This is a genomic window from Bradyrhizobium sp. 142 (genome assembly GCF_023074015.1).
In the GTDB taxonomy this organism is placed as follows: domain Bacteria; phylum Pseudomonadota; class Alphaproteobacteria; order Rhizobiales; family Xanthobacteraceae; genus Bradyrhizobium.
This window is the reverse complement of record NZ_JADPKQ010000517.1, coordinates 17,886-38,297: the sequence shown is the minus strand read 5'-3', so window position 1 is coordinate 38,297 and position 20,412 is coordinate 17,886. Positions and strand designations below refer to the sequence as shown.

Annotated in this window: 23 protein-coding genes and 1 pseudogene; 7 read left to right on the top strand and 17 right to left on the bottom strand. The window is 58.6% G+C overall.

Annotation, left to right across the window (positions count from 1 at the left end; all coding sequences use genetic code 11):
• Positions 1 to 9 precede the first annotated feature (9 nt).
• Complete coding sequence (locus IVA82_RS46385; RefSeq protein WP_247386957.1) at positions 10 to 1,506, top strand: DASS family sodium-coupled anion symporter; 1,497 nt, start codon at positions 10 to 12, stop codon at positions 1,504 to 1,506.
• 723 nt (positions 1,507 to 2,229) lie between these two features.
• Here the strand turns inward: IVA82_RS46385 and IVA82_RS46380 are convergent.
• The 5 genes and pseudogenes from IVA82_RS46380 to IVA82_RS46360 form a co-directional block, all read right to left on the bottom strand.
• Complete coding sequence (locus IVA82_RS46380; protein WP_247386956.1) at positions 2,230 to 2,715, bottom strand: helix-turn-helix domain-containing protein; 486 nt, start codon at positions 2,713 to 2,715, stop codon at positions 2,230 to 2,232.
• A complete protein-coding gene (locus IVA82_RS46375; RefSeq protein ID WP_214493836.1) occupies positions 2,712 to 3,020 on the bottom strand; it encodes a HigA family addiction module antitoxin in 309 nt (102 codons plus the stop codon). The genes IVA82_RS46380 and IVA82_RS46375 overlap by 4 nt, the downstream gene beginning before the upstream one ends.
• A 13-nt stretch (positions 3,021 to 3,033) precedes the next feature.
• On the bottom strand, positions 3,034 to 3,330 hold the full coding sequence (locus IVA82_RS46370; RefSeq protein ID WP_247386955.1) for a type II toxin-antitoxin system RelE/ParE family toxin: 297 nt from the start codon (positions 3,328 to 3,330) through the stop codon (positions 3,034 to 3,036).
• A gap of 250 nt (positions 3,331 to 3,580) precedes the next feature.
• Positions 3,581 to 3,793, bottom strand: a complete 213-nt coding sequence (locus IVA82_RS46365; RefSeq protein WP_247386954.1) for an AlpA family phage regulatory protein — start codon at positions 3,791 to 3,793, stop codon at positions 3,581 to 3,583.
• A 142-nt stretch (positions 3,794 to 3,935) separates the two neighbouring features.
• Positions 3,936 to 4,181 (bottom strand): annotated as a pseudogene (locus IVA82_RS46360) (conjugal transfer protein TraA); the annotation flags it as partial.
• Positions 4,182 to 5,379: 1,198 nt separating this feature from the next.
• Between IVA82_RS46360 and IVA82_RS46355 the strand changes: the two are divergent.
• From IVA82_RS46355 to IVA82_RS49300, 3 genes are all read left to right on the top strand, one after another.
• Positions 5,380 to 5,790, top strand: a complete 411-nt coding sequence (locus tag IVA82_RS46355; RefSeq protein WP_247386953.1) for a VanZ family protein — start codon at positions 5,380 to 5,382, stop codon at positions 5,788 to 5,790.
• Positions 5,791 to 7,465: 1,675 nt separating this feature from the next.
• Positions 7,466 to 7,591, top strand: coding sequence for a hypothetical protein (locus IVA82_RS49305; protein ID WP_346658763.1), 126 nt, complete (start codon positions 7,466 to 7,468; stop codon positions 7,589 to 7,591).
• Positions 7,592 to 7,623: 32 nt separating this feature from the next.
• A complete protein-coding gene (locus IVA82_RS49300; RefSeq protein WP_346658762.1) occupies positions 7,624 to 7,887 on the top strand; it encodes a hypothetical protein in 264 nt (87 codons plus the stop codon).
• 319 nt (positions 7,888 to 8,206) lie between these two features.
• On the opposite strand, the gene IVA82_RS46345 is transcribed toward IVA82_RS49300, so the two are convergent.
• The 7 genes from IVA82_RS46345 to IVA82_RS46315 all read right to left on the bottom strand — a co-directional run bounded on the left by IVA82_RS46345 (position 8,207) and on the right by IVA82_RS46315 (position 13,001).
• Entirely contained in the window at positions 8,207 to 8,968 is a 762-nt protein-coding gene (locus IVA82_RS46345; protein WP_247386952.1) for a hypothetical protein, read from the bottom strand.
• Between the two features lie 88 nt (positions 8,969 to 9,056).
• Entirely contained in the window at positions 9,057 to 9,806 is a 750-nt protein-coding gene (locus IVA82_RS46340; protein WP_247386951.1) for a hypothetical protein, read from the bottom strand.
• Between the two features lie 53 nt (positions 9,807 to 9,859).
• Complete coding sequence (locus IVA82_RS46335) at positions 9,860 to 10,309, bottom strand: hypothetical protein (RefSeq protein ID WP_247493961.1); 450 nt, start codon at positions 10,307 to 10,309, stop codon at positions 9,860 to 9,862.
• 148 nt (positions 10,310 to 10,457) lie between these two features.
• Positions 10,458 to 10,760 (bottom strand): hypothetical protein, encoded by a 303-nt coding sequence (locus IVA82_RS46330; RefSeq protein ID WP_247386949.1) that lies wholly within the window; start codon positions 10,758 to 10,760, stop codon positions 10,458 to 10,460.
• 438 nt (positions 10,761 to 11,198) lie between these two features.
• Positions 11,199 to 12,206: an ATP-dependent Clp protease proteolytic subunit gene (locus IVA82_RS49295; protein ID WP_247386967.1), complete on the bottom strand. Its 1,008-nt coding sequence runs from the start codon at positions 12,204 to 12,206 to the stop codon at positions 11,199 to 11,201.
• Position 12,207: 1 nt separating this feature from the next.
• The gene (locus tag IVA82_RS46320) at positions 12,208 to 12,453 is read right to left on the bottom strand and encodes a hypothetical protein (RefSeq protein WP_247386948.1); all 246 of its coding nucleotides are present in this window, start codon (positions 12,451 to 12,453) and stop codon (positions 12,208 to 12,210) included.
• A 98-nt stretch (positions 12,454 to 12,551) separates the two neighbouring features.
• Positions 12,552 to 13,001 (bottom strand): protein bicaudal D homolog, encoded by a 450-nt coding sequence (locus tag IVA82_RS46315; protein ID WP_247386947.1) that lies wholly within the window; start codon positions 12,999 to 13,001, stop codon positions 12,552 to 12,554.
• Between IVA82_RS46315 and IVA82_RS46310 the strand changes: the two genes are divergently transcribed.
• Positions 12,994 to 13,425 (top strand): hypothetical protein, encoded by a 432-nt coding sequence (locus IVA82_RS46310; protein ID WP_247386946.1) that lies wholly within the window; start codon positions 12,994 to 12,996, stop codon positions 13,423 to 13,425. The genes IVA82_RS46315 and IVA82_RS46310 overlap by 8 nt on opposite strands.
• Before the next feature lie 1,050 nt (positions 13,426 to 14,475).
• Here IVA82_RS46310 and IVA82_RS46305 read toward each other — a convergent pair.
• Positions 14,476 to 14,781, bottom strand: a complete 306-nt coding sequence (locus tag IVA82_RS46305; RefSeq protein ID WP_247386945.1) for a hypothetical protein — start codon at positions 14,779 to 14,781, stop codon at positions 14,476 to 14,478.
• 327 nt (positions 14,782 to 15,108) lie between these two features.
• Here IVA82_RS46305 and IVA82_RS46300 point away from each other — a divergent pair, with 327 nt between their 5' ends.
• Positions 15,109 to 15,852 carry a hypothetical protein gene (locus IVA82_RS46300; protein ID WP_247386944.1) on the top strand — a complete coding sequence of 248 codons (744 nt, stop codon included), beginning with the start codon at positions 15,109 to 15,111 and terminating at the stop codon, positions 15,850 to 15,852.
• Positions 15,853 to 15,881: 29 nt separating this feature from the next.
• On the opposite strand, the gene IVA82_RS46295 is transcribed toward IVA82_RS46300, so the two are convergent.
• The 4 genes from IVA82_RS46295 to IVA82_RS46280 form a co-directional block, all read right to left on the bottom strand.
• Positions 15,882 to 16,025, bottom strand: a complete 144-nt coding sequence (locus IVA82_RS46295; protein ID WP_247386943.1) for a hypothetical protein — start codon at positions 16,023 to 16,025, stop codon at positions 15,882 to 15,884.
• 122 nt (positions 16,026 to 16,147) lie between these two features.
• Positions 16,148 to 16,330: a hypothetical protein gene (locus IVA82_RS46290; protein ID WP_247386942.1), complete on the bottom strand. Its 183-nt coding sequence runs from the start codon at positions 16,328 to 16,330 to the stop codon at positions 16,148 to 16,150.
• Between the two features lie 214 nt (positions 16,331 to 16,544).
• On the bottom strand, positions 16,545 to 17,108 hold the full coding sequence (locus IVA82_RS46285; protein ID WP_247386941.1) for a hypothetical protein: 564 nt from the start codon (positions 17,106 to 17,108) through the stop codon (positions 16,545 to 16,547).
• Between the two features lie 1,171 nt (positions 17,109 to 18,279).
• Complete coding sequence (locus IVA82_RS46280; RefSeq protein ID WP_346658761.1) at positions 18,280 to 18,582, bottom strand: hypothetical protein; 303 nt, start codon at positions 18,580 to 18,582, stop codon at positions 18,280 to 18,282.
• 897 nt (positions 18,583 to 19,479) lie between these two features.
• Between IVA82_RS46280 and IVA82_RS46275 the strand changes: the two genes are divergently transcribed.
• Entirely contained in the window at positions 19,480 to 20,370 is an 891-nt protein-coding gene (locus IVA82_RS46275) for an N-acyl homoserine lactonase family protein (protein ID WP_247386940.1), read from the top strand.
• The last annotated feature ends 42 nt before the right edge of the window (positions 20,371 to 20,412 follow it).

Below are 20,412 nucleotides of genomic sequence, written 5' to 3'. Positions count from 1 at the left end.
AGGATAAGCATGTCGACGCTGGTTCATGCTGCGGCCGAAACGACAGGGGCGAACACGAGAAAATCCCTGATCGTGCTGATCGGTCTCGCGGTCATGGTGGCAATCATCATGGCGCCGTCGCCGACCGGTCTGTCACCGGCGGGCCAGCGCGTCATCGCCGTGATGGCTTTCGTGGTGTTGATGTGGATCACCGAGGCGATCCCCTATGGGGTGAGTGCGGTCGCGCTCGTATTCCTGTTGATCCTGGCGCTCGGCTTTTCGCCCGCGGGGATCGATCCGGGGCCGATACTTGGAACGGCGAAGGCCATACCGCTCGCACTCAGCGGCTTCTCGAACAGCGGCTGGCTGTTTGTCGCGGCAGGTCTCGCGATGGCGGCGGCGATCACCAGCACAGGGCTCGAGAAGCGGGTGGCCTATCTGATCCTCAAGCTGGTTGGCGCGAACACCCACGCGATTATGCTCGGCATCATCCTGACCGCCTTCGCACTCACCTTCTTCATTCCTTCGGTGATCGCGCGAGCGGCGACGCTCGTTCCGATCGTGATCGGGTTGACCGAGGCATTTGGCCTTCCGCGCAACAGTCAGATCGGAAAGGCCATGCTCCTTCTCGCGGGCATTCTGCCGTCTGTGACAGGAGTGGGTGTTCTCACGGGAGCCGCGCCCAATCCAGTGATGGTCAATTTCCTGACCGGAGCTGGCCAGGTCCAGATCGGCTATGTCGACTGGCTGGTCTATCTGCTTCCCTACACCGTCCTTTTTTCCATTGGCCTCTATTTCCTGGCAACCCGGCTCTTCAAGTTTGAGTTCGCAGAATTGCCTGGAGGGAACGACTACATCGCCGCACGCCTTGCGGAATTGGGGCCGATGTCCACGACCGAGAAGCGGGCGTCGTTCATCATGGCGCTGACGATCCTCCTCTGGGCGACCGACAAGATCCATCATGTCGAAGCATCCGCAATTTCGGTGCTTTGCGTGCTGCTGCTCGTGTTGCCGGGTGTCGGGGTTATCACGTGCAATGATCTCTATAAGCGAATTGACTGGAATTCGATTCTGCTGTTCGGCGCGGGAATTTCGATGGCGGAGATGCTGACCAAGACCGGCGGGGCAGCGTGGCTGTCGAAGGTGGCGTTCGTCGAGTCCGGGATGGGAGGCCTGTCGGTCACGGCACTGGCGATCGCGATCTTCGTCCTCGTGTTCTTCGTCCGCTTCTGCTTCACCAGCATCACGTCCTGCCTGACTGCGATCACGCCGGCGATCATCGGCTTTCTGGTCTCGCTGCACAATCCGGACCTTCCGATCGTCGGAATCGTACTTGGTGTGGCTCTCATTGCCCAATGTTTGTCGATCATCCCGGTGACGTCCGCTCCGGCCATGATCGCCTACGGTGCCGGCGGCTTTACGACGCGGGACATGATACGTCTCGGGCTGCCGCTCGCGGCCGTCATGTACGGCCTCATCGTGCTATTCATGTTCACCTACTGGCCGCTCGTAGGTCTCTGGAAGTGAGAGGCAGAGAGCGCAGGCCAGGCTGCAGCAAACCCGGTCGTTCTTTGAACGGACTGATTGTTCCTAGAGCCTGTTCGGCGTTGGAAAGCGGCTTGGTCGCGATAGTTCCGCCGAATCTACGATCGAGCAGTGCGCACCATAGCGGGAGCGATCGAGAGCAGTTAGTTTGCGAGCTGCTGAACTAAACGAAGCGTTTCTGGTGCGGAGGGCCAAGAAGTGCGAAGCAGAGGCTTGCCAAGTGATTGATTTTTGGTGGGCCCGGCAGCGGCCATATGAAACGGCTTTTCTTGAGAGATTCCGTAGTCTTATTGAGATGTTGATTCATTGAGTACCAACAAAAAGACCAACAAATTTGCCAGGAGAAAAACATCGGTCCGCCGCCGCTACGCGCGGCCTCTGAGGTCGTCCACCGCGTCACATCGAACTTCGAAGGTAGCTCGATCGCAATTAGTCGTGAAAAAATTGGGGATGAGCGGTCCGGATCGCCTCTACGTTGATCTTGAAGTTCGCGTCAGCTAGCCAGCCATCCACCGCTGACCATCCGCAAGCATGTAAATGAAATTCTGGCGATGCTGCATTCGCCGACTGGACGGTGGGACGGATCAGCCGATTGCTCGACGGCGGCTTGATCGAGATCGGCTTCGTAATTCGCAACGGCGCCGCAACCGCTCTCAAAATCAGCGGAATGCTACTTCAAGAGCCTGGAAGATCAATGTTGCATTTCTAGCGAGGTTCGTGATCGATCCGGCCCTCATCCAATTCGCTCAGGCACCTGAGTCGTGCCAGAAACGCGGCAAGGTCGGCGGCGTAAAACAACGTCTTCTTGCCGAACTTGACGCGTTTGAGGTCACCTCGTTTGACCGCTGCGTACAGCGCCGTGCGGCCGATACTAAGCAAGTCGAGTGTCTCGTCGACCGCGTACGCTACTTTCGTAAGACCGAAGGCCCTAGGGTCGATCGGATCGACTCTGGTATTCTTGTCGTTGTCCATACCCGACACCGCGTTGTTCGTCGAAGCGCGGTCATGTGATTTGCGATGATGGGCCATGGTGCGCAATATGCCATGCGTCCTGGGGCAACTGAACGGCCCAAGTCTGCGCTGTGCTACGGCGGCAAAAAGGCCTGATTCCTCTTCGTTCTGCAATCGGCGGCAAATGCTTGCGAACGGCTGCATTTGCGTATGTCGCCCCCTGCTCATCACGTCACTCATGCTGCGCGCTTCAACGGACGTGCGCGCTCGACTCGCTTACGCTCCTTGGGCGTGTTCATCACCTCCCAAAGGTCGTGGCGCCGCTGCACGTTGAGCCAGAAGTCAGGGCTGTTGCCGAAGACGCGGGCCAGGATCAAGGCCGTCGCGGCGGTCACGTTCCTGCGGTCGCCGCACAACTCGTTGACGTGCTTGCGCTGAACGCCCATCGCCTCGGCGAGCGCGCCCTGCGTCAGGCCCATCGGCTCCATGAACTCTTCGGTCAAAATCTCTCCGACCGTCGCCGGCTTGCGCTTGGTGGTCAGCATGGTTGCCTCGCTCTCATCGGTAACTGTGATCGTCCAGATAAATCCCGTCCGCTTCGCCGCGCTCGCCATCCCAGCGGAAAATCAGCCGCCATTGCTGATTGACACGGATCGAATGAAACCCCGCCAGATTGCCGCGCAGCTTCTCGAAATGATTGCTGGGCGGCACGCGCAAGTCCTGATCGGTCGTCGTATCGTCGATTATCTGAAGCTTGCGGAACAGCCGGGCTTCAAGATCGGGCGGGATGTTGCGGGAATGGGTATCGTCCACGAAGAAAGCCCGTAACCAGCCATCCCGAAAGCCAACGATCATTCCGTCACTCCGGTTGAGAGTATTTGTACCACCCTATAACCCATTCTTCAAGGATGATCTCCGTCCTTCTGCGGGGCCGCTGCTTCGGAATGGGAGCGCGACTCGCTCACAATCCGCCCTTGTCTGCTTGGAGAGTCCAAACCGGTGCGGCGTCAGGCCGTCAAGGCCGAAGCCGCGAAGCGGGGCGAGATAGCGCCAGCCTTGACGGCCTGAGGCCGGTCCGGTTCAGCAGCAAGCGAGCACAGACCTGTCACTCCGCATCTGACCCGCGCTTCGGACGCCATCCAACCGGATCAGCGACCCATCGGTTGATGTTGGATTCCCTCCATCCCGCGCCGTTGACGCTGATCCTGATCTGGGGCGGGAACGTGCCTTCGGCGATCTTGCGGTAGATGGTAGAGCGGGACAGCCCGGTTCGGGCCAGGACGGTCTTCAAACGGATGATACGGTCTGGTTCTCGCACGGCTGGCCTGCCTCCTGCTGACTGTTTCTGACGGCTGCTGGTCCAGACAGGAGAGGCATTTAGGGGCATGCAAGACGGTTCGGCGCGGCATAGGGCTGTGGCGTGGAGGCGGCGGCAAATCGGCGGGTTCAGAGCCCTTGCTGCGGCCTCTGCCAAGGTCGATACCGTGTGTGAAGGCGAGTTCGTCGCCCAGACGGCGGCCTGAGCTGAAATTGCCGCCGATGCCGAGTTCGCGCTTGCGGTTGGCGAGCAGGGATTCCAGTTGTGGATCGCGTTGCAGGCTCTTGGCCATGTCGCCCATCGCGGTGCGCGTGGATTTGTAGCCCGACATGTCGCCCGCCTGATATTGACGCTGGCTGGCCTGGTCGAGTTTCTGCCAACGCTCGACACTAGCGCTCGGCATCCTTCGCCGGTGCGGCGAGCGCTGCACCATCGATCGGGCGGGTCGATGCTGCCGCATATCGGAAGTCGTTTATAACGAATTCCGATTGACGCGTCGTCAACCCTGGACGTCCGGTTTCGCGGCAAGGTGGTCCTCCCCGTCGAATCGACAATCGACATGGTCCTAAAGACATCCTATCGGCCCGGCGAATGGGAAGCGCTTCTTCGTCGGTACGACCGGACACCGGCATTGGCCGGATTGGGTCGCGCTTCTCCGGGTCCCTGATCTGGCGGGCTTCGTGAATTTGTTTATGCGTCAACCCAGCGTCGTCTGCCGTCGCGCGACTTCCCGCTTGGAAGATCGCGCATCAGCCGTTTTCTCCGAGACTGCCGTCGGTGCCCCGAGCGGTGCGGCGCGCTCACTAGAGCTGATCATGGGCGGGGCCGTCGCTTGTGACGGCGGCGGCCCCTTGCCGCGAAGGCGCCAGTACGCGAGACGAGCACGACTTCGCGACTGCATCCAGCATCGGCGCTGGGCCCGATCGGCGCAAGAACGTCCGTGCGTTAGTGTTACTTGGGCCGCCGCCTAACTACGTTTGGCCGCTTCGTGGATCGGCCTCGTGAGACCATTTCCTCAACAGTTCGCAGCACCCGAGCGAATTCAGACCGAAGATGTCGAGCGTGCGCCGCATCTTTTGGCTCTGAGAGAAAAGCAATCTTGACGAGGAAGCGGTTCAATCGCGATGTTACGACAAGATTGTCAGAGTGTTGCGAGCGCAGGGCCGTGATCTGTCGTCGTGTCTCAACGAGATCGAACCAGTGATCGTCGGGCTTATTCGCCAAATGGAGCTCTTATCATTGCGGCGGATAAACGAAGCCGCCGCGCCGAGTATCTTGGCGCGACGACCTTCGCCATGGTGAACCCGGACGGGGCAATGTCCGGTGCAGAGAGACTAGTGTTCAGCAGCCTCGGTGCAATCGAAACTGCGGATTAAGCTTGATGTCGCCGCGGCGAGTTAAGTCTGGAACCGCTACCGCAGAGCGTTGAGAACGTCCAACAATGCTCGTACATTCGATCTAGGAAGTGCTGGGGAAGCGCGAAGGTGCAAACGGTCGGACGTCGGCCACGGCCGTGAGGAATGCTGGCCGACTTGACCCACCTGCCGGTCGGTGCGCCTATCGTTCGATCAAAAATGAGGCCACCCATGCGCAGGGCGTTACGTTGGCTATTGCTCGGCGGTGCGACAGTGTCCGCGGTCGCGTCCGCCACAGCGCAAACCGTGGCGTGGGCTTCTCTTGCCTTCATCACCTACGCAAGTCTCTCTCCATTCCACGACAGGCCTCAACTGAGCAGTTCGGCCAACATCGAACACATCGCGGCCTTTGCGTTCCTAGGTTTCGCATTTTGTGTCGCGTACCGGGACCGGATGACGCTGGTGTGCAGCGTCGTGCTTGGTAGCGCAGTGGTGCTGGAATTGATGCAAAAGCTGACGCCAGATCGCCATGCTAGATTGCTGGATGCGTCCGAAAAGGTCGTTGGCGGGTTGCTCGGGATTTTGCTCGCCAGCATCGCTTTACGCCTGATCGAGCGCTGGACGGCTGCGTCTGATGTCTGACGGTTCTTGCGGGTTTGCCGGGTCCATGAGGCGCTGCGGGCCGCCAGCGGTTGCGCTGGGCATCACAGACCGTGTCTGGACCATTGGCGATTTGATTGATGCCGTGCTGCCGTTGGAGCCGAACAAGCCGGTTCGAGTGAAGCGCAACTTCCGGGTAATAGACGGCGGGCGCTCCTCGCCGCCGGCCATCGATCCTCGGGAAGCCGTGGTCAGTCCCCCTCGGGCAGCCTCAGGATCACCACGTTGCCCGGTTCGCTGGGACTTGACCGCTCGCGCTGCCTCTTTACCACCTGCTCAAGCTCGAGAGCTTCAATTGCGAGCTCATCTGCCAAGCGCCTGAACAATTCGCGTTTTTCTGGGTCGCTCGTCCGCCTGCTCATGAGGGCGAAATCTGAGGCGTTGGCACGTAACTTGTCTAATCTGTCCCCTAGGTCCTTCATCGCTCAGGTCCTAAACGGCTTTGGCAAAACGCTCGAACACCCTATCCGCTCTTCCTTAACCACTCGTTAGGCGGTGATCCGGTGAACGGGGCGGAGTTCCCGATTCGCAAAAATGCGTCCCGAGTTCGTATCATTCCGTTGATGCGTATGGCTTAATGAGCCTCTGGCTGGCGACCACCGGCGGCATTGGACGGCAAAGGACGACACCACCGCAGATGCTGAGGCGTTTGTCTTGCTGCATGGTGTTGCGGCAGGGGCGGTGCCATTCTCAGGGGTGGTTCCGAGCCGATGCTGATGAGCGTCGGCTGATCGAGTCGCCCATCGTGTGATGGAGTTGCTCAAGCCGCCGCGCGCGCTCTTGCTTTTTGGCAACTATCCTTGCAGCGAGAATCTCATCGACCTCTGTGTGGAGAGCCCACAGCTCATCGATGGATATGTTCTCAAATTGCTCTCTGTACATGATTCCACCCAATCTGCTTCCCAAATCGCTAGGGGCTTTTTCTTGGCGTTCGCGCCGGGACCGTCGTGCTTGGCGATTCTTTCAACGGCGACGTGCCGGGACACTTGGCGCCGTTCTCTGTGCCTCGGGCCAGCCGACCGCGACGAGGAGAGGATGTGGGCCGGCAGGGGGGTGCGTGGGCCAAGGCGCGCACGGGTGCGCTTTCAAGCGCCCGGGTCTCCTACCATAAACCGGAGAAATCGCACTGTTCGCTTGTGAACATACCGGCCCCAGCATCTGACGGGTGGCTGCCCCGATGCTGAGGCCGTTTCTGCGCCGGTTGTCGAAAGCGGGGCAAATGCAACCTGCGCTGCACGGGTTCTTATGGAGCGTCCGCTCGGGCGAAGGCAGATCGTGCGGCAGGAGCCCGGAAGGCTGCCGATCGGCTCGCCTGCGAAGCCTGGACGCCATGTCCATCTTACGAAGGTTGGAAAGCGAACAGACGACGGCCGAGTTGGTATTCCAGTATCCGATCGTTCAATGGCCCGATGAGCGTTCAAATGGAAAACCGCGTGATCGTAGTACATGCCTCCGGAAGGCTGCTAGACCAGTTGCGCGGAGAGGCATCCCGCGTTTCACGAGCCAACAAGGTGGACTGGTGGATGGAGCGAGGTGATAGAGGGACACATTTTTGCTTCGAGGACGCTGAGACGAAAATGCTTTCGCGTCGATCTGCGAAAACCTCGCTATTTCGTACATGGAGGCCTAGGCAGGCGATCAAGACGGGAGGCCGTCGATGGGTGATGCGGCAAAAGACCAAGGCCTTGTGGCGCTGATTGGCGGCATTCTGAGCGGCAAGCGCGCGGAGGCGCAAGCTTCCGAACCGCATCCGCTCGCTGAGGCCGCCAATCAGCGCCGATGAGCGCGCCCTCAACGGCGCCCGTGGCGCCGGAGATGCCGCCCCCCACAAACGGCCCCGACGAAAGACGAGCACGATTGCCCGCCGTCGCGATCGGCGACCTCGTCCTTAGCGAGCTTCGCAAGATGGATGGCTTTCCGAGATCCGGAGTATCGATCACCGTCTACGGATGCCGGAATTGGAACGCCATGATCAGGTTCGCGCCGTTCTCGACCACTTCCCAGAACGCTGCACGCTTCCGCCAGGCCATGCCGGACATCGTGTTCGAGCTCCGTAAATACGTCGAGCTCGAGGGCTAGGCGGATTCCTATCTCCGGAGCATGCACAAGGCATTCGAGTTCTGCATTCCAACCTCTGGGAAAGATCGTCCGGCCCGTCTGGCTGCACGAGATCAAGTATTGACGGATGAGCCGCACGCGCTCGCCCTCGCGCTCGAGCCGCAGGCGATAGCCCACCAAGGGCGGCTACGATTGGCTTCGGGCAACCAGCAGTTTTTCATCGTAATAAAGCATCGTCGACACCTTCGCCATTTTCGGCGTTACAATGATGAAGCCCTTCATCTGCGGTGTAATTGTTACGCTCGTCTTGAACGCCGTGGTTGAGCCGCCCCATGTGGAGCTATCGGTCGACAGCGCCGCGTTGCTTGCGAGGATGGTCGCCTTGATTGCAGTTGCCGAGAGGAGATAGGCGTCGCCGACGAACCAAGATATTCGACATCGATCCAGAAATCGTCATTGTTCGGAACCGCGCCGCCGCCCCATATTCCGTAGAGGGTAACCGTGACCGATGACCCAACGGTCTCATTCCAGATCGCGATCGGTGGCCCCTCCATGGCCATGTGCCACAGGGCATTTGCCGTGGTGACAAGCTTGCGCGAAGCGGCGGTCGTTCCGTCACTTTGTCCACCGTCCTGACAATCGTGGTCTCAGTCGTCAGCGCCCCGGAGAATGTGTACACCTCATCGCGGTAGTTCTTGGTGCCGCTGTCGCGTTTCGACAGGATGACCGTCGTCAGGTCGCTGCCTATGGTCGCGACCGTCACCGAAGCACCGATCTTGCACTTGTCGATCAGCATCATGCCGCTGCCGGTCGAGGAAAGATTGACCAAAGTCTTACCGGAGCCGAGCAGAGTGAGGTCGAGCCCGCGCAGCCATGCATCTACGGCCACAATACCGCTAATGAGAGTCGTCGGGGCGGTGCCCGACACCGCGCTCGCCGTGTTGCACCACTCCCATTGGTTGGCATTGACCCGAATATTCTGGCCAGCATTGTTGAACGTGAGGACGCAATTGTCGTGAACAACCCGCCCGGCCAGATTGGAGCCGCTCCCGATGGTGATGCGGCTATTGCCGTCTGCCGACCCGAGAACGTGACCGGGCATTGCACGAACTTCTGGAACTGGCCACCGCCGCCTGCGGACCCGAACACGATACCCGTGCCGGATGCAGTAAGGGCAAAGCCGATGCCGGTCACGTAATGTTGAGGCTGCTCCAGACGATCTGCCCGAACGACGCCGAGCAGGTGACGGTAGCGCCAGTCGTCAGGTCACTCGACTGGGGAGGGTAATTTCCCGCGTGATTGTGACAAAGAACGTAGTTCGGGGACGCCGCGGTGTTCTGACCTGTCAGCGTAAACGAGGATGAGTTGGTTTCGGCGTGATTGTCGCCGACATAAATAGAGTCCCCCGCCAGCGACCAGGTGTTCGCAAGCCCGCACTGTAGGCGCGCATGAGGAGCCGCGGCGCCGGCAAAGGACGAGGCGAGCCCGATATGAGTCCAGGTCACCGTGTTGTCGGCGGTTGTATTGCGAACGGCGCCTATGCTCCAGCTCGGCTCAGAACCGTTGCCGGCCGTCCCCGCCGTCGAGCAGATGAACAGATGAGTTCCAGCAACGTCCTTGATAATGACGCCGAGAGAAATTGCAGTGTTCTTCGCTATCGTCCATGATGGCGTGTTGGTTGCATCGCCGTTGACGCCGGCCTGTCCGGTGCACTCCTGCCAGGTAACGGTGTTGTCCGTCGTTTTAGCGCCCCGTGTGACCGTCCACGTCGGTTCGGTCGTGGCATGTGTGGTGCCGCCAACGATGGCGACGAAAACACGCTCATTTCCGACAGAAGGTGTCGCGGAGGATTGCCGCCGAAGCGCGCCGCGGCCGCATAGGCAACCGAACTGACGTACCAAGAAGTCGCAAGCGTCGCCATTAAGCACCTGCCCGATCATCCCAAGACAAGAAGCCGCTCGGCACGGACTGAGCAAACGCCGTCGCACCGAAATTAGCGGTCATGCTCGCTGACCCCCGACAATCCCCCAAAGGCGTAGAATGGTCCCGTCACAGACAAGAATGAAATTCCTCCAACACCCGTCGCCGGATTGTTGGCGCCCGAGCCATTCCAGCTGCCCCCGCCGTTGCGGAACCAAATAATTTTCGATCCTAGATCGACCGCGACGCAGCAGATGTCGCCATTCGCGAAGCCCGCGCCAAGTGAACCCGACGGCGCGAAGTGTCCGTTCGCCCAAACGACCGCGGCGCCGCGGCTTGTCGGATCGCCCGTGTCAACATCTGGAGTCATCGAACTGGTGACGACACCGCAGTTGAACGCGGCGCTACCCTGGCTTGTGATCGTCATTTCAAAATAAGCCCGGCGTGCACTCAGCGGATTAGTCGAGCGAACGCCCGCATTGCCGCCGGTGGACGTTGAAAATATCAGGTTGCTGCCGCTCAATGCGACCGGACCACCTACGTCGGCCGGATTTCATGTCGTGGCATCAGAGGCGGCGGCGGCGGTTCGTCCGGCGGCGGCGTTGTCAGCGAGTTGACACGGCATTGAAGTATCGATTCTGCAGTGAACTCGACCATGTATATCTGCTCGCTCATGCTGCACCATCGATCGCGTGAACGAAGCCTTTCGCCAAGGCCTCAGCCGCAGGCCACACTCGCCCTTCAGTCTTCCACTCTCGTGCAAGCTGCTCAGTTATGCCAAGCCGCGACGACAGTAGCGACACACCCACATCGTCCGTCGCATTGAGAGATTCGTTGATCGGTGACTTCTCTTCAGCCGAGAGCAGCCGCATCGCCTCGAATTGCTCCGCAGTACAAACTCTTGCAGAGTTATGGATCAACACACTTCCACTAGGAACGATCGATCGAACGTCGGCCGCCAGCGCGATAAACACCGCGGCGCTCGAGCATCGGCCAACTATTCGCGCCTCACGCGCCATCTGTGCTGCAACAGGGCCGTTGCGATCACCAACGCGCTTCCGGCTTCACCGCCAGCGCAGTGAATTTCCACGCAAATGGAGCGGTCGCCCGCCTCGCGGATCGCCTGCAGAAAGGGCTTCGGATCGCGCTTCGGCGCACGTCCTAAAGCGATGTCAAGGCCGCTCGGCACACGGGAGAAGACCTGTAAGACGACCGCGGGTCCTGCACCCTCTGGGCGGCGCGATGGATTAGGGAAGTCCGGAAGCGCCGTAGGTCGGGGACGCGGATCGCCATTGGTGACGTAGATGGCTTCCGCCGAGTGAGGCCGAGCGGAATTGCTTCGCTCGGCCTCCATGATCGGCGCCGATGCTTCCGCGGTCGCCGAACCGCTCTTTATTCTAGCCATGACCCGGTTATCCTGTTTTGCCCGCTATCTCGTGGATCAGGCCGGCCTTCAGCGCGTCGCCGAGGCGCATTGGCTTTTCCGTTTTCATCTCTCGTGCAAAAAACTTCCGATCAAAGCCTGTGCGACTTGTAATGAAATCGAGAATTTCGGCGTCAGCCATTTCCGCAGTGCTGGCAGCTTCAGCGAGTTCTGAGGCCGTCCACCGTTTATCGGCGCGCGCCGTCGGAACCACCTCGGTCCGATAGATCATTATTTCGGCATTCTGATTTGCAACTCGCAGATCAAACGCCAGCAATGGAATAACGGCGGCTGATAAGCACTGCCCATTTATGATAGCTTTCTTAGTTTGCGCAGGATGCTCCATGATCGCCGCGGCCATGTCGAAAGCGTCGGCAACGCTTCCGCCGACCGAGTCGAAGTGCGCTAAAATCGTGTTGGCGTGCAACGAAGTCGCCAATTGCTTTCGCACATTGGCGGCGCGGATCCCTGACGCTTTTCCAATCTCGCCTTTGATCCGTAATGAAACGAACGGCGCGCTAGAGTTTCCAAGCGTGCGAACTAAACTCGCAAGTGCAGCGTTCGCGCGCTTCTTGTTAGGGCGAAAGAACGCCGCCATATAGTGGCCTGGCTTCACATAGTCGGAGACCGGTTCAATTTTTGTGACGAGGTTATATTTGCGCGCCGCCGCTGCGGTCACTCGGAAGTCATCGCCTGTGAAGACCATGTCGCGCAATTCGCGGGATCCCGTCGCCTTCAGATACAGATCCGCAATTTTCTGGTCGACGCCTAGCATCGTCGCACTACGTTGCGCATGGGTTCGCGCCGTCCACCGATCTGGGGCGTACTGGTATTTGCCTCCGTCACGGTAAAGTCCGCACGAATGGATCAGAAATTCTGTCGTGGCCGGCGCGATGCGCTCGCGGCAGGCTGCTAGAGCGAGTGTCGCGGCGCTTGAGCACCGTCCGACAACAACACCGACCGTGCGCCCTTTGGAAGTAGATACAGTCTCGCTTATCTCAAAACCCTTGTCGGAATGTCCACCAGGCGTCGATCAGCATCACCAGTTCGCGGCAGCGGCGATTTGTGGCCGCAGTGATCTCCGAAATCACGCGCGCCGCGTCGTTCTCGACGTAGTCGGACAGACACACGACAGCGCGTCCCGGTGCCGCCTTCTCGTACACTGCACGCAAAGCATCGTAATTCGCTTCGTGAGCATCTGCACTTGCGGTGATCGTTCGGAGTTGGGCCAGCCCGTCGCTCAAATCAATCTTGACAAAGAACGGCCGGCGACGATGACACGTCGCCGGCCGAGAGCTGGGCCGCCCGCGGAGAAGGATACCCGCTTGCCCAGGTTTGAATGTCATTTGCCGAGGATCCCCTTAGCGTGTTCGCGCATGTAGAATGACGGCACCATGCTCAGATATGGCGCTTCATGATCGCCTGCGAACCTGATTTCCTCGCAAAAGGCGATCAATATCTCGGACGCCTCATCTAGCTCCTGCAACGCAGCCAAAGCGCGCGCGGCAGCCTGCTTGCGAAGGCTCGAAAGTTCTGCCGTGACAACCTTGGATCGCTCCAACCTCAGCTTGGTGACTTTGGTCCTTCGTGATGCAATTTTATCCCGGAGCTCGGATAGATCCGCTTCCAACCGCTGAATGTCGGAGACTAAGCCGCCGCGCCCATCGCGATATGCTTGACAGAGCGCGTTATGCTCAGCAGCAAGCGTGTCATAGGACGTGCGCAGCCCGTCCAGCGTCGCCTGCTCGAACTTGAGTGCCGATCCCTGGGCGACGGAACGCGCCATGCTCATGACGGTTTCGCGCGTGACCTTTGGAGATTTGGCTAACATGCTGGGCTGTGTCCTCGTTGATCGACACCGACGGTTATTGATCCGCTATCGATTTTTCGAGTCACGCGTGACGAAAAGTTCAAGTATGCGGCCGGCGGCTGCGCATACAGCCTTAGGATCGGCGGATTCGTCCTCGTGCAACAAGCTGCGGTCGATCATGCAATCGATCAATCGAAAGAGGTCCTTCACCGGAACGTTGCGTAGCAGATCGATTCCCTTTGCCTTCGCGCAGGCGCCTTTCCTGCTGTCGGCGTGCAGCGCCCGCGTCGGCCATCATCATGACGACGCCGCAACCCAGACGCATGCGGCGTTCCAGCGCCCGAACGCGGGCTTTTGCGGCGTCGAGACCATCATCCTTATCAGCGGAAACCGAATTGCACATTGAGCGCCCTCGTCAATCAGTCTGCTAACGGCTGTTCGCGCTCAATCCACGCTCTGCCGGGTGCGGGACCAGGATCCAGATGGAAATGCCCCAGACGTCAAGTACCTTAGAGGCGCGGTCGCCTGTGGCCGCTATCGAGTTCGCGCTTGGAAAGATCGCAATGAGGCGAACTGCTCGCTGAAGCGGAGTTCTGGAGCACCTGGCGGCTGCAGCTCACTGAGCAATGCGCGGCTCCAGGCGCTCCCGGCACATCCCACCCGAGAGTTCGAAGCGTTCGCTACCCCAAAGCAAAAGCGTCGTACGAAGGCGGAAATCGCTGCACAAGAATAGAAGAGTGTCGCTAATCATTAAAGGGAATGGGCCCGCTGGAATGCGGGCCTGATTCTTTCAGTTGTTTTTGGTCGCCACTCTTCCGAGCTTCGGTTTTTTCTCAATCGGCGCGGTGCCCAATAGGTCGCGCTCCTCGTCGAACTTAAGATCGAACGGTAGCTCAATACTACTTTGCTGATTGTTATTCCGCCGTCGCTCATTTTTTGAGTTGCACTCTACCGTGAATTGCATAGTTTTCCTGATTTGATCGATCGGCTTTTTTCAAGTCCTTTTTCCGGGGCAGGTAATGAGTAAGCAGTATCAGATTTACACTTGTTCTGCGGTTCTGCAGAAACGACAAGCGCTGATCGCGCAGCTTTTAGAAGTGCAGAAGCTCCGAGATCGGTTGCGAGAGGCCGAGGCGAGGATGATTGGCCGAAGGCGGCGACGCGCTGCCGGTGCTACTACCAGGAAAAGAGCGCATTGCCGGCGTCAGACAGCGGCCTACCTCCGTTAGTCGCAAATGCTAACGGATGTTCGGGATGTGTCCAGCAATCGCGCAAGACGGTGAAAACCAATCCGGCCCCCAATAACCGTGCTTTGGCCGGCGTCGCCGGTCGATAGATGCGCTACTTCCAGGGCAAGCCGTCGGGCAGGTTCAATTGAGGCAGCGGGTCTGATGACCGATAAGCGCAGCCGCTCTTTGGCTACCTCGCTTCGTGAGCAGCGCTGAGGGCACACTGGTCAGTGTCGCCTCTGATCCAACTCTCTCAGCAACGCGTGCAGAAAATCACTCGCATGGTCATAACTGACGCTGCCGTTCGCGATCTCGCGAGCGCGCGGACAAAGCACCGCGCTGATCGTTTCGGGGCCAAGTGAGTCGGCTCGGGCCGACCATAGATCGAGCAGATCGTCGGGGATATTTTCGCTCGATCCAAACAATTTTATCAGACGATATTCGCCCTCGGATTGATTGTCGTGGTGAGCCTTGACGGCAAAAAGCGCAAAAAAGCCACGGAACGCGTCACGGGAAACGGCAGGCTTCGCCATGGTAATTTCCCCGGTTAATCAAAGAGCCACAATAATAGAATCACATAATAACGCAGATTGAGTGTGGTTGAAATTAAAAGTCAATTAAATGCCTGAGCGGCAATATCAAGAATCGCCCCGAGAAGCTCCCCTATTCGGTAAAAACGCAGATTGCGATCGAACATTCCTCACGACGTTCAGTTTCCCCGGCGGTCCTCGTCTGCGAGGTGAGCCACTTCGGCGGTAGCCGCCCTCATGCTCAATGCTTATTCGTCTTCCGGCTCATTCGCCGTTAATGATTGATTTAGTTCGCAGCATGATCATTGGAGGGCCGCAAGGGATCCGGTCATGCAAGTGCACCAGGCGAATACCTTGGAAGAGATCGAGACGAGGGTCGCTGACAGCAGCAGCGAAGACCCCATGTCACGTGTGATGCTGAACCCGCGCGATTTTTCAAGTCCTAGTCGAGAAGAGGTTCTGGCGTTATTGAAGGCAGACGGCGATCGAAAGCACACGATTTCGCTGGTCGCAGGCGCACTGATTGTCGGTTTTGTGTTCGGATGGGCCGGCGGCTTTGCTTGGTACGGTCCCATAACTTTCGCGTCGCTCAATTCAACCACTCAGACAGAAACGCCTTCGCGTCGAACTGCCGAAACAAAGTCAGGCCGCAAGACCGAAGGCCTGCGAAAGACCGCATCGACTCGGGCTTTGCGAACGCCACCAGGCGCGAGTCAAATCTCCGCGGATGGAGCGAGCATTTCCGCCAAACCTACGGCCGCATGGTCAGATGGGGCATACCTCTCCGGGGACGCTTCAAGCACACCTCCGGCTGTCCAAGCAGATATAACGGTGACCGGCTCGATAGCTCCCAGCGCACCTTTCATGGCCGCGACGGAGACAAGGCCGACAACTATTGTGGGCTGGACCGTTCTTGATGTTCGCGGCGGGACGGCGGTGCTTGGAGGACCCGACGGGATTCGGATGGCAACACGCGGCGACACCGTACCCGGTATTGGGCGGATCGACTCCATCGTGCGTTGGGGCAACCGCTGGATCGTTGCAACAGCTACTGGATTAATCTCGACGCCGTGAAATGCACGCCGGACTTTTCTTGCTGCTTTCTATAGCGTATCCGGCGTCTTAAGTTCGTGGCGGATCAGCTCTTCCTTCAGCTGTCGTTCTGCTTCCAAATAGAACTCTTGATCGCGCCCCCTTTGGCATTCCTGCTTGCTGCCACAGCTCATATGCGCGGCACTCGCTGCCATGTGCGTTACTCCCATAGCTTATCACCTGACGAGCATCGCTGCCGGGCCGGTCTCCCTACTTCCTGCGGAGCCGCTCGACCTCGTTACACATAGTCTTGTGGAAAGCAGTATCCCCACAAATCTCAACAATTCAAACTTTTGGCCATATACTTCACAAGATGTCTGCACGTTACATTGTTGGCGCGTATCCTTTGCTCGGCACAGATCGCCTCAGCTTCCGAATATTTTCGCGCCACAAAGGCAATGACCGGCTTTCGATCCACCTCGATTGTAAATACCGAGAGCGAAAGCTTATCGTCGATCATGGCTTGTCCTTACCTTCAGCTTCGCGCTCTTTTTCGCTGCACGACGGTCATCAATCGCGCTAGGCGCCTAATCCGCCGGACGCTGTCAGCGAAGCGCTGGGAAGGAGTTCGCTTCTGGATCTTGAAAACAAAGTTCCGAATGCGACTAATCACTACTCTCGCTCCTATCTTCCGCTCCATCAGCGCAAAATTTTCTGGCCGGCTGACGGGCGTTCTAGATCGCGCCAAGCTTCACGCAGATCACATGAATGATCACGAATATCGGAAGAGCGAACCAAAACCATACGACGACGTCGCCCTCGCGATCCGACGCAAACTCACGGTTGGCGTCCGTCTCACGGCCGTGAAGTACGACTGAAAGGACCTGGCTCGGCCGCGTGCGTTTGGCTGCGCGCCGCAAAAGTGTGTTGACTGTGGCTTCGTGCTTGAGGGTTGTCTCCGCGCGCGCCTCTTGATCGGACATCTGTTCAGCTACCTCTTCACTAGCCGGCGGACAGATTCCGATCACTGCTTCTCTGCGGGGGCGTTGGCGGCACTGGGCGGTGCAGCCGTGGATGGCCGCAGCGAAGTTTCTGCCGGCGCTGCGGCAGCCGTGCAGTCGCCCGCCCAGATCTTGGTGCCTCTGACCGTGCCGACGAGTTTGCAACCAATCGGCGCTTGCGGCTTGAGCTGAACCGGCGGCCTTTTCGCTGCTTTCGGTGGAGCAGTTTGAGCAAAGGCGCCACTCGTAAAGAGCAGCGCTATCATCCAGATTAGCGGCTTCATGGTTTGTCCCCATTGGCCGAGCCTCAGCCATGCCAACGAGGGAATGTCCTGCAAGCTGGGGCTGGGCGCAATAGGCTGTGTCAGAAGTCTCGCGTCAAAGCGGGACGCGTCCTTCAGCTCGCGTGATAATGCGAATGCAATCAGCAGATTCCTTGCCGGTTGAGGCCCTTAAATTAAGGCCCTTAACGAGGGTGGCGCAATCGAAGGAAGCTAAAAAAGATTGCGATCAGTTTTTGAGTGATTTTCCGAAGCTTTGGCCGCCGTCGGAGCAGGATAATTGTCGGTAGGGATAGAATCCCGATCTTGTACAAGCGACGGTCACGTTGCCGGATGTAAAAGTGAACGTCGGAGCGTGCTGCTTTGCATGCCTGGTCTTAAAGCATTGAATCTGGCCGTTATTGAACTGTCTTAGCTGCGAATTGGCCTTTACGTAGTTTAAAAATCCGGGGCAATCGTTAGCGAAAGCGCTAGCCGGAAAAACTAAAATCATGGAGATGGAAAGAATAAGCTTCATTGACATCCTCCTCTTATCTCGATCCGCATGGCTCGATCCGCTTTTGGTCCTACCAAGCGTTCTGATAGTCGGCCGCGAGCGCCTTCAGCATTCTTGCAGTGTTGCACACCGCAAACACGAGCTTGCCGTCAGCGGTGGCGTGGCTGCCCATTAAGTTGCGCGGCAGGCACCCCTCAACCCAACTCATGGATGCGTTGGGCAAGCTTGTGGCGGACACGGTTTAGTGCGACAGCCCGTATTTTCGGATCTCGTGCGACCGCGTCGGGCATAGTCCCGATACAGAGTTTCGATAAATGCCCACATGGCCGGTTTCCTCTTGGTCTATGTGCGCTAGATTAGATGCGGTTTGTTTCCGGTGTGCTTCGTCAACCCGGGAAATGGTGTCGGTGGAACTTTTGTTGATTTGTCGGTCTTGCAAAAATGTCGCCTCCGCAATCCGAGCTCGCTATATGCTCGGCCAGGAAAGCTGGACCTGCGATCATTGCGGAGCAACCGACTCGGTAACTTTCTGGCGGTTTGAGGGGATAGCTCACCGCGCGTGCGGTACGTGGGACCGTGACACCGCTAAAGTTCGCGCTCCATTGCCGGATGGCTGCGGTTCTTCAGCTTAATCCAGAACTTTTGCCGGCGGTCGCAATAAGGGCGATCGCGATGCTTTGAAACCAGGCCCTCAAGGCCCCATTCGGCACGCGGCCCGGAATAGATCGGGGCCGATCTCGCCGCGGTGCGCCAACAGCCGCTCCAGATTGATCTTACGGAGATGCAGCGGGAGATCGCGCAAGTCGTCGCCGCCGATGGCGAGGACGTCGAAGGCGTAGAGCTGCACTTCGTGGTCGTGCTTGCGCGAGTGCAGGGCGTTGAAATCGGAGATGCCGTCAACGCCGAGAATAACGGCCTCGCCATCGATGGCGAAGTGCTTCTGCCCGTTCTTAAGTGCGGCCTCGGCGATTCCAGGGATACCGCCTCGTCCCATCGGTGCCGTTCCGGGAGAGCAGGCACACGCGCCGGCAGCGACATCAGCTAGATGAAAGATAGGAGAGGTGTATATTGGCACGGTACCGCGGCCGGCCACGTCACGCAGAAGAGCACGCTAACGGAATCATCGAGCAACTCGAAAATGCGAGAGACGCCGGCCGCATCAAATTGACGCGAATGGTGGTGCAGCTCTATCTACGTTCGCACGACGCGAGAATCGTAGCCGCTAGAGAGGCCTATAAGATTGGTCGTCCGCATCCCGCCGGCGTATTTGTTCAGCTCGCTGAGAAGATGTCAGCTTTGAGTGGAACCGTCGAGCCTGTGAAGGTCTTCTCAAAGCCAAAAGGCACAGCGGGACACAGGCGAGTAATTCTCAGCTTTGAGGTGGAGAATAGAGTGGACGGGTTTTGGCGGAACTGGATCATTCATCAACTGCAAGAGGTCAAGGTGCCAGTAATATTCTCCTCTAAGCCCCCAGCGCGCTTGTGAGCGCAACGAAGTTCGACAACGCAGTCCGCAAGCTTGATCCTGTCCTAAGAGAAATAAGAGAGGACTACCGCTATAGGTCGCTCAGGGCTCTCGCGGCTCGCCTGAATGAACTCGGAATAGCCGCCCCAAACGGCAATCCGTTCACGTGCGCCACGCTCCACAGAATTCGGCAACCGTAGCAGGCTTTCCTGTGCGGCTCAGCCTGGACGACGTGTCTTTTGAACACAGCTGTGGCAGACGTCGTCCCCGACGCAATTTGCGATGCAGCAAAAGGTTGCACCGCAGGCCGTCGCAGCGCTTGGATTTATTGGCACGGCGGCGCGCATTCGACTGCACGGGCACGTGAGACTATGGTACGATAGACTAACTGCTCAAATGGTGCGTTCGAAAAGGTAGGGAGGACGACATGCGGGTTACTGCGTCGAAGGTCCTTGGCTCGCTCGCCGCAGGACTTTTTTTTATGTCCGCCACCGCGATGGCCGCGGAACCGCCTAAAGAGATGAAGCTCTATGTCTTCAGCTCCGGGGCCCTCAATCTCGACAAGTCGATCATCCAGAACGGCAGCAGCGGCAAGGTCCAGATTCCCGTCGGATTTTTCCTGATTCGGCATCCCAAGGGCGACGTGCTGTTCGACTGCGGCAACAATGACAGGATAATCAAGGACCCCGACTATTGGGGGCCCTTTGTGAAGGCGCTTGATCCGGGCCGTGATCCGGACATTGCGATCGACGCGCAGCTCGCCAAGATCAACCTCAAGCCATCTGACATCAAATATGTCGTCCTCGGCCATTTCCACGTCGATCATGCCGGCAACATCGGCAAGTTCCTGGACTCGACCTTCGTATTCCAGCGCGACGAGATCCGGAACGCGTTCTGGCCGGCGCCGGGCTACGCCACCTTCTTCATCTCCGACGATTTTGCCATGCTGCGCAACAGCATCGGCGGCGGCATGCCGTCAAAATACAAGAGCATCGAGCTCGACGGCGATCTCGACCTGTTCGGTGACAACAGCGTTTTCATCCACCGGTCCGTGTCGCACACGCCGGGAAGCCAGATCCTGGTCGTGCGTCTGCCGAAGACCGGCACCGTCGTGCTGACCAGCGACGCCGTCTATCTCCAGGAGAATCTGGATAAGAACATCCTGCCCAGCATCGGCAGCGTCTATGATCCCGTCGGCATGCTCGATGCCTACGCCTGGGTAAAGCGGGTTCGCGACACCGAAGGCGCCGACATCATCTACGCCCACGACCCCGATACCTTCAAGGCGCACAAGCACTCGCCCGAATTTTACGAGTGATTTGGCCTGCGACGTCTGGTCGTCTCACGCGGATCGTCATCC